General features: G+C 61.2%; 25 protein-coding genes. 12 read left to right on the plus strand and 13 right to left on the minus strand.

All coding sequences use genetic code 11. The annotated features are described in order from the left end of the window. Positions 1–102: 102 nt before the first annotated feature. Both JKL48_RS10380 and alaS read right to left on the minus strand, forming a co-directional pair. Positions 103–474, minus strand: coding sequence for a toxin-antitoxin system YwqK family antitoxin (locus JKL48_RS10380; protein WP_201982108.1), 372 nt, complete (start codon positions 472–474; stop codon positions 103–105). Between the two features lie 72 nt (positions 475–546). Further along, the gene (alaS, locus tag JKL48_RS10385) at positions 547–3,225 is read right to left on the minus strand and encodes an alanine--tRNA ligase (RefSeq protein WP_201982110.1); all 2,679 of its coding nucleotides are present in this window, start codon (positions 3,223–3,225) and stop codon (positions 547–549) included. 129 nt (positions 3,226–3,354) lie between these two features. On the opposite strand from alaS, the gene JKL48_RS10390 reads away from it, so the two are divergent. The 3 genes from JKL48_RS10390 (at position 3,355) to JKL48_RS10400 (ending at position 5,822) form a co-directional block, all read left to right on the plus strand. Further along, on the plus strand, positions 3,355–3,717 hold the full coding sequence (locus JKL48_RS10390; RefSeq protein ID WP_201982112.1) for a MerR family transcriptional regulator: 363 nt from the start codon (positions 3,355–3,357) through the stop codon (positions 3,715–3,717). 115 nt (positions 3,718–3,832) lie between these two features. Continuing rightward, the gene (gene dprA, locus JKL48_RS10395) at positions 3,833–4,957 is read left to right on the plus strand and encodes a DNA-processing protein DprA (protein ID WP_201982114.1); all 1,125 of its coding nucleotides are present in this window, start codon (positions 3,833–3,835) and stop codon (positions 4,955–4,957) included. A 49-nt stretch (positions 4,958–5,006) separates the two neighbouring features. Beyond that, positions 5,007–5,822 (plus strand): aminotransferase class IV, encoded by an 816-nt coding sequence (locus tag JKL48_RS10400; protein WP_201982119.1) that lies wholly within the window; start codon positions 5,007–5,009, stop codon positions 5,820–5,822. On the opposite strand, the gene JKL48_RS10405 is transcribed toward JKL48_RS10400, so the two are convergent. The 4 genes from JKL48_RS10405 to JKL48_RS10420 form a co-directional block, all read right to left on the minus strand. Further along, positions 5,797–5,991, minus strand: coding sequence for a hypothetical protein (locus JKL48_RS10405; protein WP_201982121.1), 195 nt, complete (start codon positions 5,989–5,991; stop codon positions 5,797–5,799). The two genes, JKL48_RS10400 and JKL48_RS10405, sit on opposite strands and share 26 nt — an antisense overlap. A 529-nt stretch (positions 5,992–6,520) precedes the next feature. Beyond that, on the minus strand, positions 6,521–7,003 hold the full coding sequence (locus JKL48_RS10410; protein ID WP_201982123.1) for an energy transducer TonB: 483 nt from the start codon (positions 7,001–7,003) through the stop codon (positions 6,521–6,523). A gap of 224 nt (positions 7,004–7,227) precedes the next feature. Beyond that, positions 7,228–8,022 (minus strand): thymidylate synthase, encoded by a 795-nt coding sequence (locus tag JKL48_RS10415; protein ID WP_201982125.1) that lies wholly within the window; start codon positions 8,020–8,022, stop codon positions 7,228–7,230. Between the two features lie 421 nt (positions 8,023–8,443). After that, on the minus strand, positions 8,444–8,641 hold the full coding sequence (locus tag JKL48_RS10420) for a hypothetical protein (protein ID WP_201982126.1): 198 nt from the start codon (positions 8,639–8,641) through the stop codon (positions 8,444–8,446). Between the two features lie 180 nt (positions 8,642–8,821). On the opposite strand from JKL48_RS10420, the gene JKL48_RS10425 reads away from it, so the two are divergent. The 5 genes from JKL48_RS10425 (at position 8,822) to JKL48_RS10445 (ending at position 14,418) form a co-directional block, all read left to right on the plus strand. Further along, on the plus strand, positions 8,822–11,140 hold the full coding sequence (locus JKL48_RS10425) for an efflux RND transporter permease subunit (RefSeq protein ID WP_201982127.1): 2,319 nt from the start codon (positions 8,822–8,824) through the stop codon (positions 11,138–11,140). A gap of 230 nt (positions 11,141–11,370) precedes the next feature. Next, positions 11,371–12,198: an oxygenase MpaB family protein gene (locus tag JKL48_RS10430; RefSeq protein WP_201982128.1), complete on the plus strand. Its 828-nt coding sequence runs from the start codon at positions 11,371–11,373 to the stop codon at positions 12,196–12,198. Positions 12,199–12,308: 110 nt separating this feature from the next. Then, positions 12,309–13,232, plus strand: coding sequence for an FKBP-type peptidyl-prolyl cis-trans isomerase (locus JKL48_RS10435; RefSeq protein WP_201982129.1), 924 nt, complete (start codon positions 12,309–12,311; stop codon positions 13,230–13,232). Between the two features lie 111 nt (positions 13,233–13,343). Next, the gene (locus JKL48_RS23755; RefSeq protein ID WP_394368852.1) at positions 13,344–13,787 is read left to right on the plus strand and encodes a ribosomal maturation YjgA family protein; all 444 of its coding nucleotides are present in this window, start codon (positions 13,344–13,346) and stop codon (positions 13,785–13,787) included. Positions 13,788–13,923: 136 nt separating this feature from the next. Further along, positions 13,924–14,418, plus strand: a complete 495-nt coding sequence (locus JKL48_RS10445; protein WP_201982133.1) for an FKBP-type peptidyl-prolyl cis-trans isomerase — start codon at positions 13,924–13,926, stop codon at positions 14,416–14,418. Between the two features lie 59 nt (positions 14,419–14,477). On the opposite strand, the gene JKL48_RS10450 is transcribed toward JKL48_RS10445, so the two are convergent. The 3 genes from JKL48_RS10450 to JKL48_RS10460 all read right to left on the minus strand — a co-directional run bounded on the left by JKL48_RS10450 (position 14,478) and on the right by JKL48_RS10460 (position 18,525). Next, positions 14,478–18,047, minus strand: coding sequence for a DEAD/DEAH box helicase (locus tag JKL48_RS10450; protein WP_201982137.1), 3,570 nt, complete (start codon positions 18,045–18,047; stop codon positions 14,478–14,480). A gap of 76 nt (positions 18,048–18,123) precedes the next feature. After that, positions 18,124–18,273, minus strand: a complete 150-nt coding sequence (locus JKL48_RS10455; protein ID WP_201982138.1) for a hypothetical protein — start codon at positions 18,271–18,273, stop codon at positions 18,124–18,126. Between the two features lie 96 nt (positions 18,274–18,369). Beyond that, positions 18,370–18,525, minus strand: a complete 156-nt coding sequence (locus JKL48_RS10460) for a hypothetical protein (protein WP_201982141.1) — start codon at positions 18,523–18,525, stop codon at positions 18,370–18,372. Positions 18,526–18,699: 174 nt separating this feature from the next. Here JKL48_RS10460 and JKL48_RS10465 point away from each other — a divergent pair, with 174 nt between their 5' ends. After that, positions 18,700–19,218, plus strand: a complete 519-nt coding sequence (locus JKL48_RS10465; RefSeq protein ID WP_201982143.1) for a hypothetical protein — start codon at positions 18,700–18,702, stop codon at positions 19,216–19,218. 15 nt (positions 19,219–19,233) lie between these two features. After that, on the plus strand, positions 19,234–19,593 hold the full coding sequence (locus JKL48_RS10470) for a hypothetical protein (RefSeq protein WP_201982145.1): 360 nt from the start codon (positions 19,234–19,236) through the stop codon (positions 19,591–19,593). Positions 19,594–19,627: 34 nt separating this feature from the next. On the opposite strand, the gene mtgA is transcribed toward JKL48_RS10470, so the two are convergent. Then, complete coding sequence (gene mtgA, locus JKL48_RS10475; RefSeq protein ID WP_201982147.1) at positions 19,628–20,389, minus strand: monofunctional biosynthetic peptidoglycan transglycosylase; 762 nt, start codon at positions 20,387–20,389, stop codon at positions 19,628–19,630. 157 nt (positions 20,390–20,546) lie between these two features. On the opposite strand from mtgA, the gene JKL48_RS10480 reads away from it, so the two are divergent. Further along, entirely contained in the window at positions 20,547–21,182 is a 636-nt protein-coding gene (locus JKL48_RS10480; RefSeq protein ID WP_201982149.1) for an LON peptidase substrate-binding domain-containing protein, read from the plus strand. A gap of 241 nt (positions 21,183–21,423) precedes the next feature. On the opposite strand, the gene JKL48_RS10485 is transcribed toward JKL48_RS10480, so the two are convergent. Next, on the minus strand, positions 21,424–22,236 hold the full coding sequence (locus JKL48_RS10485; protein ID WP_201982151.1) for a M48 family metalloprotease: 813 nt from the start codon (positions 22,234–22,236) through the stop codon (positions 21,424–21,426). Positions 22,237–22,357: 121 nt separating this feature from the next. After that, a complete protein-coding gene (locus JKL48_RS10490) occupies positions 22,358–23,146 on the minus strand; it encodes a murein L,D-transpeptidase catalytic domain family protein (protein WP_201982155.1) in 789 nt (262 codons plus the stop codon). 123 nt (positions 23,147–23,269) lie between these two features. On the opposite strand from JKL48_RS10490, the gene JKL48_RS10495 reads away from it, so the two are divergent. Next, complete coding sequence (locus JKL48_RS10495) at positions 23,270–23,695, plus strand: hypothetical protein (RefSeq protein WP_201982157.1); 426 nt, start codon at positions 23,270–23,272, stop codon at positions 23,693–23,695. A 56-nt stretch (positions 23,696–23,751) separates the two neighbouring features. Here JKL48_RS10495 and JKL48_RS10500 read toward each other — a convergent pair whose 3' ends face one another. Then, positions 23,752–24,087, minus strand: coding sequence for a hypothetical protein (locus JKL48_RS10500; RefSeq protein WP_201982159.1), 336 nt, complete (start codon positions 24,085–24,087; stop codon positions 23,752–23,754). Positions 24,088–24,112: the final 25 nt, after the last annotated feature.

Genomic DNA, 24,112 nt, shown 5'->3' on the forward strand with positions numbered 1-24,112 from the left:
AGGACCTTATCCCGTCAGAACAACGCCTATTCTGACGTGATAAGGTCCTTCGCTGCGCTCAGGATGACAGACGTGTAGGCAAATCAGACTTTCTAAACAGCTTCAATAATAAAACACTTCCTGTGCTATGCCTCCGACAAATTCGGTACGCCCAATCATTTTCCCGCTTTCACTCCATAGTGTTTCTACCCCGTGCCGCAGCCCGCTGCGGATGTGGGCGTAAAGCGTGTTGGAGTATAGTTTACCCGAATGGTAGTATATCCGAACTGAACCGCTGACGCTGTCTCGAAACGAGACCTCAATGCGTCGAAAATAAGCTTGCCCCTCGGGAACTTGTTCTCCTTCATTATCGAGATAGATGTTCACTTTGTGCGGCTCATTAATGATGCGTTCCGACGCCAGCATTGCTGCCGAAAGGCCGCTAATTCTTGGGAAAGAGCCAGCAGTCAGCGTGTCCCGCTGGGCTGCACTCAACCGCGGCACCAACAGGACCGCCCCGACCAAAACGCACCCCTTCACCCGACAAAATGACACCATAGCTCCATTCTATAACAATGATACCAACCCCTCCGCCTTCGCAATGGCCGCCGCCAGCCCGGCCACGTTCTTGCCGCCGGCCGTGGCAAAAAACGGCTGCCCGCCGCCGCCACCCTGGATTTCCTTGGCCAGTTCGCGCACCAGCGTGCTGGCGTTGAGCTTGCCAGCTTTGGCAATTTCGTCGTCCAGCATCACGGCCAGCTGCGGCTTGCCGTCGATTTCGGCGCCCAGCACAGCTACCAGATTCGGCACGGCTTGGCGCAGGTTGAAGGCCAGGGTTTTTAGCGCGTCGGCGCTGCTGGCCTGCACCTGGGCGGCCAGGAAGCGCACGCCGTTCAGGTCCTTCACCTGGCCGATGAGTTGGTCTTTCTGCTGGTTGATGCTTTGCTGGGCGAACTGCTCGATTTGCTTGCGCAGGTTGGCAATTTCCTCGTTTTGCTTTTCAATGCTGGTGATGAGGTGCTGGGGGTTGCCCAGCGTCTCGCGCACCTGGGCCAGCAGGTCGAGCTGCTGGTCAACGTAGGCTTCGGCCGCGCCGGCCGTCACGGCTTCGATGCGGCGCACGCCCGCGCCCACGGCGCTTTCGGCCGTGATTTTGAGGTAGCCGATGCTGCCCGTGTTCTGCACGTGCAAGCCGCCGCACAGCTCCACCGAGTAGTCCTTATCGAAGGTGATGACGCGCACGAAGTCGCCGTACTTCTCGCCGAACAAGGCCATGGCGCCCAGGTTCTTAGCCTCGGCAATGGGCACGTTGCGGCGCTCGTCGAGCGGAATTTGCTGGCGGATACGCTCGTTCACCAGCTGCTCAATCTCGCGCAACTGCTCATCGGTCACTTTGGTGAAGTGCGAGAAGTCGAAGCGCAGCAGCTTGTCGTTCACCAGCGAGCCTTTTTGCTGCACGTGGGCGCCCAGCACCTGGCGCAGGGCGGCTTGCAGCAAGTGCGTGGCCGTGTGATTGTTCTTAATAAGGGCACGGCGGGCAGCATCGGGCCGGGCCAGGAACTCAGCTTCCAAATCCTGCGGCAAATCCAGCGTGGTGTGGATGATGAGGTCGTTTTCCTTCTTGGTGTCAATCACGCGCACCTTGCTCAGGGGCGACTCCAGGTAGCCGGTGTCGCCAATCTGGCCCCCGCTTTCGGCGTAGAACGGGGTTTGGTCGAACACCAGCTGGTACTCGGCTTTGCCCTTTTTGTCGACTTTGCGGTAGCGCAGCAGGCGGGCCGTGGCTTCGTCCTGGTCGTAGCCCACAAACACGTTCGGGGCATCCGTTTCATTCACGGTCACCCAGTCGCTTTGCTCGGTGTCCTGGGCGTTGCGGCTGCGGCTCTTCTGTTGCTCCAGCTCCTTTTTGAAGCCTTCCTCGTCCACGCTCAGGCCCTTTTCGCGGGCGATAAGAGCGGTGAGGTCGAGCGGGAAGCCGAAGGTATCGGACAGCTCAAACGCGGTTTTGCCGTCGATGATGCCGCCGTTGGCGCGGGTGGTTTCCTCCAGGGCGTCGAGGCGGCGCAGGCCGGTTTCCAGCGTTTTCAGGAAGGCAATTTCCTCTTCCTCAATCACGCGCTGCACGAAGGCCGTCTGGGCTTTTAACTCGGGGAAGATGCCGGCCATCTGCTCGGCCAGCACCGGCACCAGCTTATAGAGGAAGGGCTGCTTCTGATTGAGCGACGAGAAAGCGTAGCGCACGGCGCGGCGCAGGATGCGGCGGATGACGTAGCCGGCCTTCACGTTGCTCGGCAGCTGGCCGTCGGCAATGGTGAAGGCGATGGTGCGGATGTGGTCGGCAATCACGCGGATGGCGATGTCCGTTTTCTCGTTTTCCGTGGTGGGCTGGTCGGTCACTTTAGCGGGCGCGGTGCCGTGGTACTCCTTGCCCACTTCCTTGGCAATGAACTGAATGAGCGGCTGGAACACATCGGTATCGTAGTTCGACTTCACGCCCGACACAGCCATCATCAGGCGTTCGAAGCCCATGCCGGTGTCTACGCTCTGCTCGGGCAGCTTGATGAGGGACTTGTCGGCCAGGCGCTGGAATTCCATGAACACGTTGTTCCAAATTTCCACCACCTGCGGGTGGTCGGCGTTCACCAGCTCGCGGCCCGGTTTGGCGGCGCGCTCCTCCTCGGAGCGCAGGTCGATGTGGATTTCGGTGCAGGGGCCGCAGGGGCCGGTGTCGCCCATCTCCCAGAAGTTGTCCTTCTTATTGCCGGGCAAAATCCGGTCGTCGGTGGTGTATTTACGCCACAGGTTCTGGGTTTCGGTGTCGGCGGCGGTGCCATCCTTTTGGTCGCCCTCGAAGTAGGTGACATAGAGCCGGTCTTTTTCCAGCTTAAACACCTCGGTCAGCAGCTCCCAGGCCCAGGCAATGGCGTCGGTTTTGAAATAGTCGCCGAACGACCAGTTGCCCAGCATCTCGAACATGGTGTGGTGGTAGGTGTCGTAGCCTACTTCCTCCAGGTCGTTGTGCTTGCCGCTCACGCGCAGGCACTTCTGGGTATCGGCAATGCGCTTGTAGGGCGCGGGCTTGTTGCCCAGAAAATAGTCCTTAAACGGGGCCATGCCCGAGTTGATGAACAGCAGCGTAGGGTCGTCCTTCACCACAATCGGGGCCGAGGGCACGATGTGGTGGCCTTTAGAAGCGAAGAAATCGAGGAATTGCTGGCGGACAGCGGAAGCGGTGGGGAGTGACATGAAGCGAGGCGCCAACCCGGAGTTGGCGAATGATGAGAAACCGTTGGATATTCTCCACCAAATAAGCCCGCCACTGCGCATAGCTGCGAATTTTAGGCTACTTTTCGGAGTATTTGCAAAGGTAGCCCCATGCCCTATAAAGAGCGCAGCATCGAAAAACAATACTTCACCATTGGCGAAGTGGCCGCCCAGTTCAAGGTGGCCGAGTCGCTGGTGCGCTTCTGGGAAACCGAGTTTGAGGAGTTGCGCCCGCGCCGCAGCAAGAAAGGCAACCGCCTCTACACCCCGCAGGACATTGAGGTGTTTCGCACCATTTACCACCTGGTGAAGGAGCGCGGCTACACCATCCCCGGTGCCCGCGACATGCTCAAGCAAAAGGGCCCGCAGCTCAAGGAAAAAATTGACGTGGTGCAGAGCCTGGAGAAAGTCCGCGCGTTTCTGGTAAGCTTGAAGAAGGAGGTGGAGGCGGCGGGGAAGGCGGACCCGGAATAAGTGGCCGGCCCCGCTCCCGTGGAGGGGAGAGCCAGACGATTTTTGAATGCAAATTTTACACGCGCCGCCGTGGCTCCCCGCTCTTTTGGAGAGGGACCGGGGGTGAGGTTACCCAATGAACGATACCCTCTTCCACGAGCTCGCCCTCACGCTTCTACCCGGCATCGGCCCCCAGCTAACGCGGCAGCTGATGAGCTACGGCGGCTCGGCCAAAAACGTGCTGATGATGCCGCCCGGCAAGCTGCGCCGCATTCCGGGTGTGGGCGAAGCCACCGTCAAAGTCATCAGCGGCCAGGACCGGGAAAGCGCGTTTCGCAAGGCCGAGGCAGATTTAAAAAAAGCGGAAAAGGACGGCGTGGAAATCATTTTCTACACCAGCAAACGCTTCCCCAGCCGCCTCAAGCTGATTCCCGATGCGCCCGTAATGCTCTATTATAAAGGCACCGCCGACCTGAATGCGCTCAAAACCGTGGCCCTGGTGGGCACGCGCAAAAACACCGATTACGGCCGCGAGCAAACCGAGCGCATCGTGCAAGGCCTGGTGCCGCACCGGCCGCTGGTGGTGAGTGGCCTGGCCTACGGCATCGACATCATCGCGCACCGCGCGGCCCTGCAGGAAGGCCTGGAAACCGTGGGCGTGATGGCTACGGGCCTGGATAGAATTTACCCCCACACCCACCAGAAAACGGCCGAAAAAATGCGCGAGCAGGGCGGCCTGCTCACCGAGTTTCCCTTCGGCACGCCGCCCGACCGCTACAACTTCCCGGCCCGCAACCGCATCATCGCCGGCCTTTCGGATGGCACCGTGGTGGTGGAAGCCGCGATAAAAGGCGGCGCCCTCATTACGGCCGAGCTGGCCCTGAGCTACGACCGCGACGTGCTGGCCGTGCCCGGCAACCTGGGCTCGCCGGCCTCCGAAGGCTGCAATGCCCTTATCAAGAGCAACAAGGCCGCCATGTACACCGAGCCGCTGGATTTGGAGCAGCTGCTCAACTGGGACGCGGCCCTGCACCAGTCGGGCAAATTCAAGCCCGTTCCCTCCTATGCGGCCGATGATTTCACGGCCGACGAATTTGCACTGATAACCGTGCTGGCTGCCGCGCCCGGCCGCGAGCTGCACATGGACGACCTTGCCTGGAAAGCCCAGATTGCCATTTACGCCGTGGCCTCGCTGCTGCTGGGGCTGGAGTTCCGGGGCGTGGTGCGGGCGCTGCCGGGGAAGAAGTTTGCACTTATCTGACCCACGGAATGGTCGAATTAACTGGATTTTGAAACCGGACGGTATCAGCATGGCAAGGCTACTGTACAACGGGGAGATGCTTGCGGATGAAAGCATTCGCCTTTCCCTGCCCAACCGCGGCCTGGCCTTCGGCGACGGCTTTTTTGAAACCCTGGTTTTCACGGCCGGCCGCCTGCGTCTCGTGGCCGACCACCACGCCCGCATGCGGCAGGCCGCCGCCGCCTGTTACCTCACGCTTCCCGCCGCCCTGGCCACGCCCGCAGCCTTGGAAACAACCCTAGCTGGACTGGCCCGCGCCAACGGCTTCTCCGCCGCCCGCCTGCGCCTGCAGCTTTGGCGAGCCGGAGGCGGCCGCTACACCCCCCTCACCGATGCCGTTGAATGGCTGGCCACAGCCGAGCCCTTCGTTGCTGATAATTCGCCCATTGAAAACGCCGATTTTGCACGGCAAACCCATTCCGTTCACTCCCCGGTGAGCTTTTGCAAGGGACCGCAGGCGTGGATATACGTGCGGGCCGCCCATGAGCGGCAGCAGCGCAGGCTCGATGAAATCGTCCTCTGCGATGCGGTGGGGCACGTGGCCGAGGCTGGGGCCGCTGCTATTTTTTGGGTTAAAAACAAGGTACTTTTTACTCCGTCACTGCCCAGCGGCTGCGTGGCGGGGGTACGCCGGGCGCAGGTGCTGCGGGCCGCACGGGCGGCGGGCGTAGCATGCCGGGAAGGGCTGTTCGAACAAAAAGAGTTGTTGGCGGCCGAGGCGGTTTTCACGGCCAACGTAGCTTCGGTGCGGCCGGTGCTGGCCGTCGGCAGCACGAAGTTTCAGGCCCGCATTCCCGCATTTATTGCAGCGCAAACCCCTGCGTAACCGTCACCGTGTCCGAAGCAATGGCTGAAGGCGCAAAGCGCATTTGGGAGACCACCCGGATTACTTCTTCCTCCAAAGCCGCTTCGGCTGCAGGCGAAGGCGCATCAATCGACGCGGCCGCTTCGTCGAGCACCCGGCGGGTGATGCGCACAGCTCCCACGGTGCCCATCGGCCAACACCGTCAGCAATGCCCACACGTGGCCCCCTACGCCGGCCCGCAAAGACGTGACAGGGTAACTGGTGTGCTGCTGCTGAAACCGGTAATAGTCGCCGCGGACCTGCGAGCGCGCCGGCTCTGCCGCATGTCAGAAACGAGGAAAAACCGGCGAATCAATCGGCAGCACGGCGGGGCTAGCGGCCGGTTTCTTCATGGTTGGCGAAACTGCTTTTCGCGCCGGCCGCGGCAAAGTCGCCGCAACCGGTCCCTGTACCCGCACCGGCATCCCCGGCGCCGCGTACACTTCGCCGCGCGGCTGGGCCGCAACGCCAAACGGAGCACCTGAACCAGCGAGAAACGCAGTCAAAACAACCGTTAAGGATTTCATATGGTTGAGACAAACGGGCACAAACGTTGTAATTGCCGGCTAAAGCTCCGGGAATTTTCTAACTCAAAATGCGGCTATATTATTGCCAGAAATGTCCGTCGCTGCCGGGTGGTTGGGGTAAAGGGGCAGTCAGCATCACCCTGCATTTTCTTGCTACGGCCCAAACCGGTAGAAAATGGTCACGGTATCGACGGCGCTGCGGGTGCCGGCATCGGTGACATCCGTTACCTCGATGCCGTCGTTGCTTTCCACGCTTTCGGTTTGGTCGGTGATGTCGGTAATCTCGGCGGCGATGTCTGTGCTTGCGGGGATGGCGGTGCTATCGGTGTCGGTGCGCGGAAGGGCGGGCTTGAAGCGCAGCTGCCATGCTACCCGCTGCAGCTCGGCGTCAAGCGCCATCACCGCTTTTACGGGCGGCGCGCCGGCCCCCAAGTCGCGCCGCGTGATGGAAATGCCGCCCACGCGGCCATCGGGCAGCACGGTGAGCAAGGCGTAGAGGGTGCCTCCCACCCCTGCTTGAAGGGCCAGAGCGGGGTACTGAATGAAATGACGGAAGTACTGACTGAACACCTCCGTGGCGTCCATCCGCTCGGCCGAATCGGCTAGTTGCCAGAAGCGTGGCAGCAAGGGCAGCACGCCCGTGGGCGCAGCTGGCCCCGCCTGCTGCCCGTCCCGGGCTGTTTTTGCTCGGTTGCCCCTGGGCCCGGCCTTGACGGCCCTTTGTGCGCTAGCCTCGCCAGTCGCTACCACCCCCAGCACAACCAAAATCAAATAAAAAACCCGACGCCACATCACTTATTCTTCCTTAAAAGGGCCTTGGCCATCAAGCCGGCCCGGCCGGTGAGGAATGGCTGTTGGCGCTACACCGCCACCGGCGCTTTTATCGCGGGCCAGGGCTCGTAGTGTTCCAGCTTGAAATCCTCGTACGTGAACCCGAAAATATCCGTTACCTCCGGGTTGATGCGCATCTGCGGGAGCGAGCGGGGCTCGCGCTCCAGCTGCAGGCGCGCCTGCTCCAGGTGGTTGCTGTAGAGGTGGGTGTCGCCGCCCGTCCAGATGAATTCGCCGGGCTGCAGGCCCGTCACCTGGGCCACCATCAGGGTGAGCAGCGCGTAGCTGGCAATGTTGAAGGGCACGCCCAGAAACACGTCGGCCGAGCGCTGGTAGAGCTGGCAGGAGAGCTTGCCGTCGGCCACGTAAAACTGAAACAGGGCGTGGCAGGGCTGCAATTTCATCTCGGGCAGCTCGGCCACGTTCCAGGCCGAAACGAGGATGCGGCGCGAGTCGGGCTGGGTCCTGAGCTGCTGGATAATCTGGCTGATTTGGTCGATGTGGCCGCCGTGGCCATCGGGCCAGGAGCGCCACTGGTGGCCGTACACGGGGCCGAGGTCGCCATTTTCATCAGCCCACTCGTCCCAGATTTTCACGCCGTGCTCCTTGAGATAGGCAATGTTGGTGTCGCCCCGCAAAAACCACAGCAGCTCGTGAATGATGCTCTTCAAATGCACTTTTTTGGTGGTCACCAACGGGAACCCATCGGCCAGATTAAACCGCATCTGCGGGCCGAAGATGGACAGAGTACCGGTACCCGTGCGGTCAGTTTTCACGGTGCCGGTGTCAAGAATTTGGCGGAGGAGGTCCAGGTATTGGCGCATGGGGTGGAGGTAAATGTCTCCCAAAAATACTGAATCAGGGGACCTCTTTCATTCAGCAGTTATTTAGGCCGTCGGTTCCGCTCGGTCCGACGCCGTAGGCGTCCGACCGGTTGCCGCCCGAACGAGGCGCCAACGGCCGGTGACCGACGACCGGTCGGACGCCTACACCGTCGGACCAGCAAGCGAGGAACTTCCTAGAGCGGTTTTGGGGTCGGTATACAGTCGATGGAAGTAGCGCGAACTGTGTAGTTCGCGTCTCTGCACAGATTGTAAACGTTGAAACGGCGCGGGCACGCGAACTACAAAGTTCGCGCTACTTCCATCGACTCCGAAACCGCTCTAAAGAGCTTCATAGCCAAAAAGCCGCCTCATTGCTGAAGCGGCTTTTTAATTCTCAAGCGGCGGCCGAAGCCAGCCGAAACTACATTTTAGCGGTAGTGGGCGCTTTTTCAGCCGGCTTCACAGCGGCGGTTTTGGTGCCTTTTTTCATGCAGCAGGCGTCGCCGCCTTTGGTGCATTCCTTTTTGGTGGCTTTGGCGTCTTTGCCGGGGCCGGTGTGAGCGAAAGCGGTGGTGCCGGTTACGGCAAACAGAGCGAGGGCAAGCAGGGATTTTTTCATGGGAAACGAAGTGGGATGATGGGAAACAAAAGGTGAAAACTCAGGGTTTTCAGGCTCTAAGATACGTAGCGGCGGCACAAGTTTGCACATGGCCGCATCAGTCGCACCGGTTTCTTTTCGCTCACCAATTGCTGCCCGCGCGGCACCGGCCACGGCCGGGCCGGCACGGGTGGCCGTCTCATGTCCCTTCGCCGATACGCTCACCTCACCCTGCTCGTGCTGGGCCTGCTCACGGTGTTGAGCGGCTACTTTGTGGCCCAGCTGCGGTTCAATTACAATTTCAACGACTTCTACCCCGCCGGCGACCCCGACTTGGACTACTACCAGGGCTACACCCAGCGCTTCGGCAACGACAACGACTACCTGCTGCTGGGCGTGGAAGCGCCGGCCGGCAAAACGGTGTTTGACCCGGCCTTTCTCGCTCAGGTCAATTCGCTTACCCGCTTGGCGCGGCGCGAGCCCAACGTGCTACACGTCACCTCCCCCACCACGCTGGCCAACACCGTGGTCGAGGGATTGGGCGTGTTCAGCATTCCCTACCTGCACCCCGAGGCCTACGCCGCCGACCCCGCCCGCCGCGCCGCCGATTCCACCCTCATCTACCGCACGCCCGGCCTGGTAGGCAACGTGTTCAGCCCCAATGCCCGCGCCCTCACGCTGGTGTTTCAGCTCACCCCCGACCTCAAAAAGCCGCCGAGCGACTCACTCTTCACGGCGTTGCGTGGCGGCCTCACGCAGCTGGGCATCCCGGAGGCGCGGGTGCATTTTGCGGGCCGCATCGTGGCGCAGTCGGTGTTTGTGGACCGGCTGAAGTGGGAATTGGTCGTGTTCATGTCGCTGTCGGTGTTGCTGGTCACGGGGCTGCTGTGGCTCACGTTCCGAACGTGGTGGGGCGTGGTACTGCCGCTGATTGTGGTGCTGGGCGCCATTACTTGGGGCCTGGGCGTGATGTCGGCCTTTGGCGTCACCATCGATTTGATGACGGCCCTGCTCCCGCTCATGCTGTTCGTGGTAGGCATGAGCGACACTATTCACATCATCAGCCGCTACGTGAGCGAGCTGGGCTACGGCGCCAGCAAAAAAGATGCCTTGCGCGTCACCATCAAGGAATCGGGGTTCGGGTCGGGGCTCTCGGCGCTGACCACCAGCCTGGGCTTTTTCACGCTGATGACCAGCACTATCCGGCCCATTCACAACTTCGGACTGTTCACGGGCATTGCCGTTATACTGGCGTTCATCCTCAGTTTCACGCTGTTGCCGGCCATGCTGGTGCTGCTGGGCAAGCCCCAGCTGCGCGCGCCGCGCCGCCACGGCCACGACTGGGACGGCGTGCTCAGCCGCCTGTTTCGCACCGTGCTGTTGCGCCGCCGGCTGATTTTTACGCTTAGCGGGCTGGTGCTGGCGGCGGCCATTGGCCTGAGCACACGGGTGCGCATCAATTCCTCGCTGCTTGACGATTTGTCGAAAAGCGACCCCGTGCGGCAGGATTTCGCCTTTTTCGAGCGGCAGTTTGCCGGCGTGCGCCCATTTGAGCTGGAGCTGAAACCCGCCGGTGGCCGCGACATCTACGACCTGGCCGTGCTGCGCCAGACCGAGCAAATCGAAGGCTACCTGCAGCACACCTACGGCTTGCGCTTTGCCGCTTCGCCGGTCACGCTGGTGAAGTCGGTGCGCAAGGCCTTGCACGGCGGCGGCCTGGCCGAATACCGCCTGCCCGCCGACACCACGGAGCTGCAGAGCCTGCGCGGCAAGCTCCGGCAATTCCGCAAGCGGCCCGAATTCAGCGCCCTGGCCCTGCCCGATGGCACGGCCGGCCGCCTCACCGGGCGCATGGCCGACGTGGGCAGCATCCGGGCCGATGCGCTGAACGACGCCCTGCGCCACTACCTGCACACCCGCATCGACAGCACCGTGCTGCGCACCCGCCTCACGGGCTCGTCCAACCTCATCGATAAAAACAACGAAAACCTGACCCTGAACATGATTCAGGGCATGGCCATTGATGTGGCCATGGTCACGCTCATCGTGCTGGCCCTTTTCCGCTCCTTCCGCATGACGCTGGTGGTGCTCATTCCCAACCTGCTGCCCATCGTCATCGTGGCCGGCGTGATGGGCCTGGCCGGCGTGAACATGAAGGTGAGCACGAGCATCATTTTCACCATCGCCTTCGGCATTGCCGTCGACGACACCATCCACTTTATCAGCAAGCTGCGCCTCACGCTGGGCAAGGAACCGGATATTTTTCGGGCCGTGCGGCGTACGTATCTCCTGGCCGGCAAAGCCGTCATTTCCACGTCCCTAATTCTGGTGGGCGGCTTTTCAACGCTGCTGTTCTCCAAGTTTGACGGCACGTTTTACGTGGGCCTGCTCATCGGCCTCACGCTGCTGTTCGGCGTGGTGGCCGAGCTCACGCTGCTGCCCCTGCTGATTCTGTATTTCTACAAGCGGCCCAAAGGGCAGCGCGAGAAACAGCCGCAGGCCTTACAACTGGAACAATAACGGCATTCATTCCCTGCTGGAATTTCCTCTCGGCTAGCAGCCGTTGGCCTACAGGAAACATTCTAAGTGGTGGTCCAGAAGGAAGCGTATTGAATTTAGTCCGTCCTGCTGAGCGCAGTCGAAGCATGACGGGCTTTTTTACTACGGTTATTTTCGCTCGACTGCTTAAAGAGCACGTGAGCATGAATTCACAGAATCGTTTGTTAACTTTGTATTTCAAAGTTCTTTTTATGAAACCGGAATACTTCGTAGCTCCTCATTCCATCGTCCGCCGCATTTGGGGGACTGCTGATACGGTGCTGTTCATCTTTGCCGGAGCGGCCGCCGAGTTTGCGCTCAACAAAGCGGTGGACTGGCTGTACTTCACCGGGCGCCTGCCGGCCGACCCGCTGGAGCGTTTATTTTCGACCGTTGACTACGCCCGGCGCATTGTTTTTGCCGACCGCGCCGGGGCCGAGCAGGCCATCGACAGCATTGCGGCCATTCACCGGGCCGTTGAGGCGCGGCGCGGGCAGGCCATTCCCGACTGGGCTTACCGCGACGTGCTGTTCCTGCTCATTGCCTATTCCATCCGGGCTTTCGAATTGCTGGAACGGCCCCTGACTTTGCCCGAGCGGGAAGAAATAACCGATGTGTTCATTCGCCTGGGACGGCGCATGGGCATCCCGGCATTGCCCGGTTCTTATCAGGCCTGGACCGTCACCCGCGAGCAGCATCTTACCCAAAACTTGGCCCTAAGCAATTACAGCGCGGACCTTTACGTGCAATATCGCAAGCACCTGGGCAGCCCACGCTACGTGCTGCTGCGAGCAGTACAGGGGATGGTGGCGCCACCTTCGGTTCGCCGGATGCTGGGCTTGGGCACCGGCGCTTGGCTGCGGCCGGCCCTGCTTGCCTACCAACGCACCAAGCGCTTGGACATCAGCCAATGGGCCAAAAATTCCATGCTTCCCCCCGCATACCGGGCCCGCATCAAAGCCCTCGACGCGGCCCCGGCCGCAATGCCAGCTGGCAGTCGCCAGGTTTGTCCCTACCACAAAGCCCAGCGACAGCACTGATTCACTGCGGCAGTGCGATGAACAAAACGCCGTCGAAACAGCGCCCCGCTGCGTTGCCAGAACGGGAATGCGGGCAAAATGCGCTATTTTTACTACAAACAACCCACTTTATGAAATCAGCTTTTTCCGCGGTTATTACCCGATACTTCGTATTGACGCTGCTGGCGGCGGCCGGACTCTTCGCAACGGCCTGCACGAAAGATGCGCCTGAGGTCACCGATTACAGTGCAATTGACGATGGCATCATCAAGCAATACCTCTCCAGCCACAACATCACCACGGCTCAGCAACAGCTTTCCGGGCTCTACTTCCTGCCCGTTTCAACCAATGCCAACGCCACCAAGATAACCCCGGGCACCATCGTTTCGGTGTTCTATACGGCTCATTTGGTCGACGCCGCTGGCACGGTGTTCGATGCCTCGTCCCGCCACAACAACGTCCCCATCACCTTCGTCTCGGGCGGCGGCCAGCTGCTGCCGGGCTTCGAAGAAGGCATTTCCCTGATGCACATCGGCGACAAAGCCGAGCTGCTGATACCCTCCGCGCTGGCTTATGGGTCGTCTACCGCCGGCGGCGCCATCCCGGCCAATTCGGTGCTGCGCTTTGAAGTAGAAGTGGTCGACTACCAGGTTATCGACGACAATTTAATCAAAAACTACTTGACCACCAACAACATCACCACCGCCCAGAAACAGATTTCCGGTCTTTACTTTCTGCCCGTAACAACCAACGCGGGGGCCGTACACGCCGCCACCGGCAATACGGTTTCGGTGCTCTATACCGGCCATTTGCTCGATGCGGCCAGCACCGTATTCGATGCCTCGTCGCTGAACAACAACACCCCGATAACCTTCATTTTAGGCCGTGGCCAGGTAATTCCGGGCTTCGAAGAAGGCATTGCCCTGATGCACAAAGGCGACCGGGCCGAGCTGCTGCTGCCCTCGGCGCTGGCCTACGGGCCGCAGGGTTCATCCACCAAAATCGGCCCCAATGCCGTGCTGCGCTTCGAAGTGGAGCTGGTGGATGTGAAGTAGCACTGCGGAGCAAGCTGGTTTGGGCAATGAAGCGGGCCCGCGCCCGGCTCAATTTCATTGCCACAGGCCTCAAATGCTTTTAAGGAAACTTCTGAGCGTGCCATGTCCTTGATGACTCTACAGCGTCCTTATTACCTCGGAGCGGCGCTTTTGCTGCTGGTCGAAGCGTCCATTGCGCTATTATTATTTGTGCATGACAGCTTTGTTCGGCCACACGGCGGCGACTTTCTGGCCGCTATTTTTCTCTTTTGCCTTCTGCGCAGCGTTTGGGCGTGGCCCGTTTTCAAACCGGAAGTCCTGACGTTATTACTGGCATATGCCGTTGAACTCTCGCAGTCTGTTCATCCGCTGCACTACGTGGGCTGGCAGCATTCTCAACTGGCTCGCGTGGTCTTACAGCGGTTTCGGAGTCGGTATACAGGCGCTGGAAGTAGCGCGAACTGTGTAGTTCGCGTCCCAGCACCATCTTATCGAAACGACTGGCGCGGGGGCACGAACTGCAAAGTTCGCGCTACGGTACACCGACCCCGAATCTGCTCTAGGCAGCCAGTTTGAGTGGGCCGACCTGCTGGCTTACACTGCAGGGGCCGGCTTTGCCGGCAGTTGCGCGGCCGTAACAGACCACAGTGCCCAACTCCGAGCGAAAATTTTTTCATCCTGACTTCAGCACTGCTTTGCCCCAAAACCAATTATGAAAAACCTGTTTTCCGCCAGCCTCATTCGCACGGCCTTGTTCCTGTTACCTCTTACAGCCGGCTTACTCACGACGGCCTGCAAGAAGACGACGAAATCGGACGAGGAAATCATCAAAGAATACCTGGATACCAACAAGATAACGAATGCCCAACGACAAAGCTCCGGTCTATACTACGTGCCTACCCTCACCGATGCCACCCAAGTTCAGGCTGTGGCGGGCAAAACGGTTTCGGTGCTCTACACCGGCATGCTGATGGATGGCACCGTATTCGATGCCTCGGCGCAGCACGGCAACGTGCCCATCAGTTTTGTACTCGGACGCGGCAAAGTAATCGCGGGCTGGGACGAAGGCATCGCCCTGATGCACAAGGGCGACAAAGCCCAGTTGCTCATTCCTTCGGCCCTCGGCTACGGCTCAGCGGGTGCTCCGCCTTCTATTCCGGGCGATGCGGTACTGCGGTTCCAGGTCGAGCTGGTCGATGTGAAATAAAAGGTCACAAAGGAGCGGAGCAGCAGCTCCGCTCCTTTGTGCTTTACCGCCTTTCCGGCTCACCGCACCCGCTTCAGCAGGGCGGCGTGGTGGGGGGCCCGGCTCAGAACTTCCTCATTGCCCAGCAACACCAGTTGCTGCCGCGCCCGTGTGAGGGCCACGTTGAGTTTGCGGTCGACCTGTCCGGTTTCGTCCGGCGACACCATTAGTTCCAGCTGGTGCTCGTGGTGGCAGCAGAAACTCACGATAATCACCTCGCGCTGGCTCCCCTGGTAGCGCTCCACGGTGTCGACGCTGACCCGCGCCAGGGCCGGCAAACCGAGTTCCACCGCCAGTTGCGCGAGCCGGGCCCGAATGCGGGCCGCTTGGTTGCGGTAGCTGGCGATAATGCCCAGCGTGGTTTCCGGATTGAAAGCCGCGCCGAAGCCCTGGGCCACGTAAGCCGCCGCCTGCCCCGCCAGCTCCACTTCCTGGGCCGATTCTTTCATGGACAGGTCCTCCGGCACCCGGCGCGTGGGCACAAACACCACGCGCTGGCGGCTCATTTGGCCCGCAAGGTTAGTAGTAGGTGCCGGCCAGGCGTCCCGGTCCAGCGGGGCACTTTGCCAGGGCAGTGGGCAGCGCAACTGGCCGTTGTAAAAGTCCTGATTGACGAGGGTGGCCAGCTCCTGGTGCATGCGGTATTGGTCGGCCAGCGTGCCGTGGGCGTGGGGCCAATGGGTTTCGGCGCGGCGGAACAGGCGCTCGAAATACGAGTTGCGCAGGTTGGTCAGGCCCAGCTCGTGGTGCAGCAGCTCGGCGCATTCAGGAGCCACGGCGCTGCTTTCCATTTCCTGGGCCACCACGGCGGGCAGCTGGCGGTGGTCGCCGATGAGAATGAACTTGCGCACTTTGGCCAGCAGGGCCAGCATGGGCGCCTCCAGCACCTGGCTGGCCTCGTCCACCACGGCCAGGTCGAACTGCTTTAGCATAAACAGCTCGGGCTTGCCCAGCAGGCTGGCCACCGTGCCCACGTAGAACGGGCACGTAGTAAGGCGGCCCCGCACCATTTGGCGGCTGGTGCAGTCGCGCAGCATGTTGTCGAGCAAATATGGCCGGTACATGGGCGCCGTGCCCAGGCGCGAGCCCACCCGAATAAACGGCAGCCCGGCCTGCACCAGCTGCTCGCAGATTTCGTCCACGGCGCGGTTGGTGTAGGCAGCCAGCAGCACTTGCTTGTCCTCTTTGTACAGGCTCACGGCCAGCTCGCGCAGCACCGAGCGGGTTTTGCCGGTGCCCGGCGGGCCGCAGAGCACAAACCAATCGGGCGCTGCCAATGCACGGGCCACCACTTCGGTAGCCGTGGTGGCCGGGGCCGCCGCGGCGTTCCAGCCTTCCGGCTCGCGGGGGCCGGTGCGGGCCAGCAGCCGCTTGCGGCGGTCCGCGGCAAGGGATAAAAACGCCGACAAACCGGCCCACTCCCGCCGAAACGTGTCGTAGGTATCCGGCTCCAGTGCCCAATGCGAATGGCCGTGCAGGTAGCGCGGGGCCATGCGGCGGTTGCGCACGCTTAGCACCACTCGGCCGTCGGCACCCAAGTCTTCAGCCAGCACTGCTTTCACTACCTGGGCATCCAGGACAGACAAACGCTTGCTGTTTTGCTCCAGCCGGGAGCCGGCTTCCACACCGTCAATTTCCGGCGCTTCGGTGCCTTTGCCAGTTGCGTCAAGGTCGCGCGGCCGGCGTCGGCGGGGGTAGAGAATTAAGGTATCACCTGCCCGGAAGTTCACCTCGCGGCCATTGGCAGGGCGCTGAAAAATGAGGTGAGGCCCGAGTCCGTCGCGGGCATCGTCGGGGGCATCGCTGTGGTCCTCTACCAGCTCCAGGTCGTCGAGCAAGCTAAAGTTCTGGTACTTGCGGGCCTGGGGCAACAGCCAGAGGCCCGCCTGCCCGCCGGCATCGCCGGGCCGGGCTTCGTCGCCGAGCAGGGTCAGGCGCATTTCGCGCGCCGTAAAGCGGGCCAGCTCCAGGCAATAGGCGCGTTCCACGGGGTCGGCGGCAGCCCAGGCGTTGGCCACTTTTTCGGCCTTGGCTTTGCCGAAGGGCGGCAGTGCCGTCAGGTTGGGGTGTAGCACGGGAGCCAGCAGCTGGGCGGTTTGGAGGGGCCCGGTAGCCCGGGCCAGCTGCAACTCTAGTCCTACCAGATGGTTGCGAGCCGAGAGCAGCCGGTCAATCAAGTCCTGGTCCTGGTCGACGCGGCGCACGGCGGGCTGGCCACTGGCCGCGTTGGAATACAGAATGCTGGTGCGGCCCCGCCCGGCCGTTTCGCCATCGGCCCCGAACACCGATTCGAGCAGCAAGCGGTAGAGCTGGGCCTGGGCGGCGTGGTTACTCCACGGCTCGGCGTGCGGCACCTTGGTGGAGCTTTTCAACTCCACCAAATCGTAGCCGGTGCTACTTTCGTGAAGCAGGTCGAGTCGGCCCTGCAAGCCGTAAGTGGCCGACAGAAAAGTGGGTTCCAGAAAGCAGTCGGCCAGCCGCAGGGGCTCCTGCTGATAGCCCGTGCGGCTCTGGGCCACAAAGCCCTGGGCCCGGGTATCGCGCAGGGTGCAGTGGTGGCGGCGTAGGTCGTTCAGCAACTCGGGCACGCCGGTACGGGTCTGAAACTCCGGCAGCGTGCTGATGGCCAATGGCGCCGAACGAAACAGCTTCCCACGGAAAAACTTCTCTACGTTGAACTCAGCAGCTTCGGCATCGGTGGCAGCTGGCTCAGGTTCATCGGCACCGCTGGATACCAAGGATTTTGCCAGGGCAGCTTGTTCGGCCTGCCGGGCGGCGTGGCTCACTTCTTCGTCCAGCAGCAGGTTTACGAGGTTTCCCAGCACCAGGGGCCGCGAGATTTCGTCGGGCGAAAACGCATTTAGCAACGCCCATTCGGGAATGGTGCCGTCTTTCTGGGCACACTCAGCAATGGTCGTCACGCTCACCAGATAGTCGGGCTCGAGCACTACGCGCCGCACCCGAGCGCTGCCATCGGCCAGCAGCACGGGGCCGATGAGGTGCAGCGTGGGATGCAGCGCATCGGCCAGGGGCAGCACATTGTTGTAAGCCGGCGGCAGCACTAGCCGAAACGGTCCGGTAGGCAGACCTTCTGCGGGGGCAGCAACCTCGGCGGTCAACTCAGCGGCCGCCAGATTGACGTGCAGCACATGCACGCGCCAGGCGGTGCCAGGCCGTGCCGCCGCAAGGGGCACGAACGGCTTTTCCACCACCGGCTCGCCAGCGACGGCGCGGGCCTCCCGCAGCGTGGGCCCCTGGTAGGCGCTGCCCGTGAGGTGCAACACCAACGCCGCCACGGCCGCAAAGCCGCTGGCTACCTCGGCCGCAGTGCCCGCGTAGCTTTCGTGCAACACCAGGTTGGCCACGAGGCGCAGGGCTTGCAATTGCTGGCGCAGCCCGGTGGGCAACTCGTGGGCGTACGCCACCTGCCCAATGGCCTGATTCAGGTCAATAAACGGGGTTTCGCGCTGCTTGCAGGCGTCGCGGAGAATGGTTTCGAGCAATTTGCGCAGCTTGGGCAGTTGGTCGGCGGGCGCGGCAGCGGGCGCGTTGGCCAAGGCGGCAAGGGTCGAATAGTAATGGGTAGGCATCGGAAGGTAGAAAACGGAGGCCGGACTTATAAAAGTAAGGGATTCCGGCCCAATAATTGAACCGCCTTTCTTGCCGCTAGCGCACGCTGGCAAGCCCTTTGGGGGCCAGCAAGGCGCCTTCTTCGTACGTGTTGAGGTAGAATATCATGGGCTCCTTCCGGCCTTCCCTCCTCACGGCATACACATCGAGCTGGCCTTCGTTGTCGATGCCGCCATTGGCTAGCATGAAGGCACAGCAGCTTCCCTGGCACTCAATATCAAGCGTTTCGCCGCGCGGGCCCAGCAGCGCATTGCGGTAGCGCTGCTAATTGCGCAACCCGGCTTACCGGCCCCCGCCTACCCGCACCGGGTTATTTGCCGTAAAGCCGTAGGTCTCGTCCTGGCTGACGTGCTGCACCACAAAAGGCAGTACCGTACCGCCGGCCCGCTCGTGCAGGCCTTCCGACACGGCGCCGCCGTACGTGGGCGGGGTTTTCATGCGGGTGGTTTCACAGCCCCACAGGCCAAGAGCCAACAACAGCAGCCAGTCACTTTTTTCATTTTTTTTGTTTCGTTGATGCGCACACGATTCGTTCCACAAGGTACCAGCAGGCAGAGTGCCGCTCCTGTTCCGTTGTTTTCCAACCTGTCGGGCTGGGCATTGTTTAGCTTTTTGAGCCTGGCAACGGCCTTCTTGCCCGCGCAGGCCCAGGTTGTGACGCCCGACAGCCGTTTGCCCGGCCTGTTACAGGAGCGGGCCATCCTCACCCGCCGCTACGCCGAAGCCAGCGCCCAGCGCCACAGCCTGTTTGGCAACAAGCCCTCCAAGAAGGACCTGCAAGAGGTAGTAGACGCCCTTCAGGGCATCGTAGACAAGGACCAGCAAATTGTGGATGTCCTCAACGAAACGGCGCGCCAGGCCGAAACCACTTCCGTGCGGCTGGCGGCCACGGCTACTCACCTCGAAACCAGCAGCCGCGACGACCGCAACCTTACCGCCCAACGCCTTGCGGAGCTGGAAAACGAAGCCCAAAACCTGCGCCAGCGCGACAAGCAACAGCTGGCCCGCCAGCGCGACCTGCAAGCGGAAGTGAGCGAAGCCAAGCAAGGCCGGTTTGTGCGCGATGCCCTCATTGCGGCCCTGGCCGTGGCTTGCGCCGGATTGGCCCTGGCCCGCAGGCGCCGCCGCTAGCCGTACTTTCACGCCATGTCTTCCCCTTTTCCCTTCCAGGTTACGGCCGCGCCGGCCGCGCTATCCGCCGATTTTCCACTGGTCATTTTCGCCGACGTGGGTGGTTTGGAGGACTACTACACACTTTTTCAGCACTTTGGCTTTGGGGGCACGGCCGAGTCCTGGGTCGAGCACATCCAGACCATTATCGAAGAGCACGAGCCGGGCCTGCTCGATGAGCTGGAATTTGCCGAAGGCGGCCACACGTTTGTGGCCTACGCCACCGGGCAGGCGGCCGTCGACCAGTTTCTGGCCTGTGTCCTCCCCTACTTCGGGGCCCTGCCCAGCCTGCGCAAGTACCTTAGCCAAGCCGACCCGGAAGACTTTTTCGCGTGAGTATGCCGCTGGCTTCACCCGCGAAATCCAGGGTTTACTTCAGCATGCCGGCCACATAGGTAGTGCCTCCCAGGCGGCGCATGTTGCGCATCACCCGCAGCTGCTTGGCCCGCGCCACCGGGCCGGGGTTGCTGGCCCGGAAGCGGAGTGGGTTGGGCAGCACACCGGCCAGTAGCGCTGCCTCGGCGGCGGATACCTCGCTGGCCGACTTGCCAAAGTAGCGCTGGCTGGCCGCTTCCACGCCAAAAGTGCAGTCGCCCATTTCGGCCACGCTCAGGTACATTTCCATGATGCGTCGCTTGTTCCACAAAAACTCAATCAATACCGTGAAATAGGCCTCGGCGGCCTTTCGCACGTAGCTACGGCCCTGCCAGAGAAACACGTTTTTGGCCACTTGCTGCGAGATGGTGCTGCCGCCCACGATGTGGGTGCCGTCGCCGTTCCAGTTGCGTTTAGCAGCTTTGGCCAGGGCATCAAAGTCGAAACCGTGGTGAAGGAGGAAGCGTTGGTCTTCGGCAGCTACCAGGGCCAGGGGCACGGTGGGCGCTACCTCATCGAGGGTGCGGAACTGGTAGCGGATGTGCCGGGGCTCTTCCTGAATGCCGTAGTAGCCCAACCCCACCGGCGCGTGCGCCCGGCGGTCGAGCATGAGCCAGGTGGCGGGCGGCGGCACCCAACGGTAGAGCAGCACCCAGGCCACCGAGGTCAGAAACAGCGCGGCCACTACTTGTAGCAGGAGGCGGCTGGCCTTCTTCAGTAAAACCGAAACGTCAGGAATAAGCTTAGTAGCGGACATTGGGGCAAAAGTAGGTCCGTTCGCGGGGTTTCGGCTTTCCCGCCTACCTTGTCGGCTGCTTTCTGCCCAGCCCGCTCCGGGCGGCGGTGCCACCCCAAACCGGTGCGCTGCACTTACTGCGTATATCGGTTCGTTCCCTGTCTATAGTTCTGCTTTTATGGCCCGCCTGCTTCCGCTTTTTCCGCTCAACCTCGTCGTTTTTCCGGGTGAAAAGCTTAACCTGCACATTTTTGAGCCCCGCTACCGCCAGCTTGTGCACGAGTGCATTGAGCAAAATACCACCTTCGGCATTCCACCCTACCTCGACAATTCCCTGAGTGAGCTGGGCACCGAAATGCGCCTCATCAGCGTGGAGCAAACCTATTCCAGCGGCGAGCTCGACATTCGAACCAAGGGCGTGGGCGTGTTTCGCATCAACAAGTTTTACCGTCAGACTCCCGGCAAGCTCTACGCCGGCGGCCTCATCGAAACCGTGACGCAGGACGAAGTGGCCGACCCGCTGCTGCGCACCATCATCACCAAACAAGTACGGCAGCTCTACGAAGCCCTGGGCTTGCGCAAGCTGCTGCTGGAGCTGGCCCCCGACTATTGCATCTTCGACGTGGCCCACCACATCGGCTTCAGCACCGAGCAGGAATACCAGCTTCTGGCCACCACCAGCGAGCAGGAGCGCCAGGAAATGGTGCGCGACCACCTCGATACCATTCTGCCGGTCGTCCTTGAAACCGAGCGGCTCAAAGAGCGGGTTCGTTTGAATGGACATTTCAAAAACCTCACCCCGCCCAATTTTTAATTGCAGCGCATTGCAGATGACGCTATCTGCGAAGTGCATGCGACCGTTGACGGACAATTGGTCGGATGCTTAGGGCGGCGGACCGGGGCCCAATCACTTTTGATACGTTGTTGCTGCCACATAGCAGTTTCAGCCCGTCATGTATAGCAAAAGTCAGCCTGCTTTATTTTTACAGTACCCATTCACCACAAAAAAAGGCCTATACTATGTAGTACAGGCCTTTTTTAGGAGTCAGCCAAGCTTAATTCCGCAGCCCGGCCGGCACCCCCTGCGGGAACTCCGCAGTAATTTCTTTTTGCAGCTCGCCAATGCGGTTGCCGGGGTCGGGGTGCGTGCTCAGGAATTCGGGAGTAGAGCTGCGGCCCCCTTGTTCCTCCAGCATTTTCATCACCTGAATCATGGCACGCGGGTCGTAGCCGGCCTTGGGCGTAAAATCGACCGCCAGCTTGTCGGCTTCGAGTTCGTCGTTACGACCAAAGCGCAGGCTGATGACCTTGGCAATGGCCGCGGCCACCGCCGCTTTGGCCACCGAGCTGCCGGGGCTGTTGGGGTCGTAAGAAGCAATGGTGGCCGCACCGGCCAGGCCCTGGGTCAGGTTCGACTTAGCCACCTGCGCGGCTGAGTGCCGGCCCACCACATGGCCAATTTCGTGGGCCAACACCCCCGCCAGTTGGGCTTCCGACGTCAGGTTTTTCATCAAGCCCTGCGTGATAAAAACCTGCCCACCGGGCAGCGCAAAGGCATTGATGGTCTGGTCATCGGCCAGCAGGTGAAACTGAAACCGGTAAGGCGTTTTGCTGGCCGCGGTGCTGGCCACAATTTTTTGGCCCACCTGCTGCACTTCGGCAGTGGCACGGGCATCGGGGCTTTCGCCGCCGTATTGGGCCGCCATCTCGGGAGCAGCTTGCAAGCCCAGGGCTATTTCCTGGTCGGCGCTCATGTTGACGTGCTGCGTCTCGCCGGTCACTTCATTCTTAGAAGTGTGGAAAAAATAGCTAAACAAGGACACCGCCGCCACAATGATGGCAATGATGAAGCGGAGATTCAGTCGCATAGAAAAGGGACATAAAAAGTGAGAAGTTGCAGCCGCAGCGCTTGCCCTCGACTGTCGGGGTTAGCCCGGTTCGCTTTTAACGCACCCTTTGCGTTCGGGTTATTCCGAATGAGCCATTGGCTTAGCGCAGGCCTGCGTATGCGGCCACAGCGGTGTCCATATTCAGCCACCGTGAGCGGAATTCCGCCCCCGCCGGCCCGTGCAAATACAGCACGCTCCCGCCTTTGATGGCCTTCACAATGGCGGCTGTTTCGGCCACGGGCAGGGCCGGGCAGCCCTGGCTACGGCCCAGGCGGCCGTGGGCTTTCACAAAATCATCGCATACGTATTCGGCGCCGTGCACCACCACGGCCCGGCTCTCGGCGTTGGTATTGTAGCCGGGGTCGAGGCCAGTTAGCTTGAGAGAAAGGCCGTGCTTGCCCATGTAGGTGGTTGGGGCTGTGCGGTAGAAGCCCAGGCTGCTCATCTCCGAGCCGTCCTTGTTGGAAAATGCCATAGGAACGTCGGCTCCACTCGCTTTGCCGTGGGCCACCAGCGTGTGGAACAGCACTTTGGCTTTGTCCACGTCAATCACCCACAGGCGTTTTTGCTGGCTCGGGCGGCTAAAATCGATGAGGGTCAGCACCGATGAGTTGCGGTAAGGCTTCGGGCTTGTCGGCCGCAGGTTGTAGTAGCCCACCAAGCCCTCCCGAAACACCGCCAGCGGCAGCCCCTGCTCCCCCAGCCCAAGCCGGTTGTATAACGTAGCGGCCTGTCGCTCAAAAGCGGTCTGGAAATAGGCCCGCCGGGCCGAGGCCGGCAAAGCCGCCAGTGCCGCATTGGGTACCTGCTGCGCCACCACTTGGTGCACCGGGAGCCACAACGCTCCGGCAAGTAGGCCAGCCAGCAAGGCCTTCATCCGTTTTTTCATATCAATCAATAGCGGTAATAATCATATTTTAACAATTCCAAGATGGGCTCTCAACAACCCTTCGCCAAATTTAATGCTTAGTTTCGTCAGAAATCTGGCCATTCCAGCGCCTTTTTTACTCTGATGTCAAATCTATTCTCGTTGCCTTCCCATCGGCAAGCTTGCCGGGCCGGGGCCTTGGCCATAGCCACTGGCCTGGCGAGTTGCGGCCACTCGCTGCCGCAGCTACCCGGCTTTGATGCCGTGGCATGGCGCGCCGACCCGTACGCCTGCCGCGACCAACGCCGCACTGCCGTGCCGGTCCTCACCCGGGAAAAAGAAAAACTATACGAGGCCCGCGCCGATGACGTTACGGCCCTGCTGGGCCCGCCCGACGAGGAAGAGTTGCGCGCCGGCACCGAAAAGGTATATTATTATTACCTCGAGCCCGGTACCCAATGTGCGCCGACGCATCGCCGCTCAGGAGCTGCCTGCATCAGCCTGCGGTTTGGGCCGCTGGGCACCGTCACCGAGGTGCTGACTGACCCCCTAACCACTTCCGCCCGGTAGAAACAAAACCGCCCGCCAGGTAGCTGGCGGGCGGTTTTGCGAGTGTAGTAGGGTGATTATCCCAATCCGTTACCGGTGTTGGCAGGGGCGGCAGCGGGCTGTTCGTTTTCCTGTTGCAACTGGCTAAGCTGCGACGGCGTGAGGATGCGGCTGCACTCCTGTTCGAACTGGGCTTCGAGTTCGGCGGCTTTGGCAGCACGAGTGGCCGCATCGTTGCGGTACTCCTGTTCGATGCTGTTCATGCCCGCCAGGCGGGTGCGGTTGAGCGGTAGCAACTTCAAAAACTGCCCTTCGTTGAGGTGCAGGCGGTTGGTCATTTCACGGGTAACAGTCACAGCTTTATCAGCCGATTGTTTGCCCATGGTAGGATGCTCCGAGAGGCGGTCGGCCATCTGTGCTTTTGCCGAAAAAGAAGCA

The sequence above is a fragment of the Hymenobacter rubidus genome (assembly GCF_016734815.1).
GTDB classification, from domain to species: domain Bacteria; phylum Bacteroidota; class Bacteroidia; order Cytophagales; family Hymenobacteraceae; genus Hymenobacter; species Hymenobacter rubidus.

What these genes read in the sequence shown, in the direction of transcription:
- alaS (WP_201982110.1), bottom strand. Translation starts at nt 3,225, where the DNA reads ATGTCACTCCCCACCGCTTCCGCTGTCCGCCAGCAATTCCTCGATTTC.
- JKL48_RS10390 (WP_201982112.1), top strand. Translation starts at nt 3,355, where the DNA reads ATGCCCTATAAAGAGCGCAGCATCGAAAAACAATACTTCACCATTGGC.
- dprA (WP_201982114.1), top strand. Translation starts at nt 3,833, where the DNA reads ATGAACGATACCCTCTTCCACGAGCTCGCCCTCACGCTTCTACCCGGC.
- JKL48_RS10400 (WP_201982119.1), top strand. Translation starts at nt 5,007, where the DNA reads ATGGCAAGGCTACTGTACAACGGGGAGATGCTTGCGGATGAAAGCATT.
- JKL48_RS10405 (WP_201982121.1), bottom strand. Translation starts at nt 5,991, where the DNA reads ATGGGCACCGTGGGAGCTGTGCGCATCACCCGCCGGGTGCTCGACGAA.
- JKL48_RS10415 (WP_201982125.1), bottom strand. Translation starts at nt 8,022, where the DNA reads ATGCGCCAATACCTGGACCTCCTCCGCCAAATTCTTGACACCGGCACC.
- JKL48_RS10420 (WP_201982126.1), bottom strand. Translation starts at nt 8,641, where the DNA reads ATGAAAAAATCCCTGCTTGCCCTCGCTCTGTTTGCCGTAACCGGCACC.
- JKL48_RS10425 (WP_201982127.1), top strand. Translation starts at nt 8,822, where the DNA reads ATGTCCCTTCGCCGATACGCTCACCTCACCCTGCTCGTGCTGGGCCTG.
- JKL48_RS10430 (WP_201982128.1), top strand. Translation starts at nt 11,371, where the DNA reads ATGAAACCGGAATACTTCGTAGCTCCTCATTCCATCGTCCGCCGCATT.
- JKL48_RS10435 (WP_201982129.1), top strand. Translation starts at nt 12,309, where the DNA reads ATGAAATCAGCTTTTTCCGCGGTTATTACCCGATACTTCGTATTGACG.
- JKL48_RS23755 (WP_394368852.1), top strand. Translation starts at nt 13,344, where the DNA reads ATGACTCTACAGCGTCCTTATTACCTCGGAGCGGCGCTTTTGCTGCTG.
- JKL48_RS10445 (WP_201982133.1), top strand. Translation starts at nt 13,924, where the DNA reads ATGAAAAACCTGTTTTCCGCCAGCCTCATTCGCACGGCCTTGTTCCTG.
- JKL48_RS10450 (WP_201982137.1), bottom strand. Translation starts at nt 18,047, where the DNA reads ATGCCTACCCATTACTATTCGACCCTTGCCGCCTTGGCCAACGCGCCC.
- JKL48_RS10455 (WP_201982138.1), bottom strand. Translation starts at nt 18,273, where the DNA reads ATGCTAGCCAATGGCGGCATCGACAACGAAGGCCAGCTCGATGTGTAT.
- JKL48_RS10460 (WP_201982141.1), bottom strand. Translation starts at nt 18,525, where the DNA reads ATGAAAACCCCGCCCACGTACGGCGGCGCCGTGTCGGAAGGCCTGCAC.
- JKL48_RS10470 (WP_201982145.1), top strand. Translation starts at nt 19,234, where the DNA reads ATGTCTTCCCCTTTTCCCTTCCAGGTTACGGCCGCGCCGGCCGCGCTA.
- mtgA (WP_201982147.1), bottom strand. Translation starts at nt 20,389, where the DNA reads ATGTCCGCTACTAAGCTTATTCCTGACGTTTCGGTTTTACTGAAGAAG.
- JKL48_RS10480 (WP_201982149.1), top strand. Translation starts at nt 20,547, where the DNA reads ATGGCCCGCCTGCTTCCGCTTTTTCCGCTCAACCTCGTCGTTTTTCCG.
- JKL48_RS10485 (WP_201982151.1), bottom strand. Translation starts at nt 22,236, where the DNA reads ATGCGACTGAATCTCCGCTTCATCATTGCCATCATTGTGGCGGCGGTG.
- JKL48_RS10490 (WP_201982155.1), bottom strand. Translation starts at nt 23,146, where the DNA reads ATGAAAAAACGGATGAAGGCCTTGCTGGCTGGCCTACTTGCCGGAGCG.
- JKL48_RS10495 (WP_201982157.1), top strand. Translation starts at nt 23,270, where the DNA reads ATGTCAAATCTATTCTCGTTGCCTTCCCATCGGCAAGCTTGCCGGGCC.
- JKL48_RS10500 (WP_201982159.1), bottom strand. Translation starts at nt 24,087, where the DNA reads ATGGCCGACCGCCTCTCGGAGCATCCTACCATGGGCAAACAATCGGCT.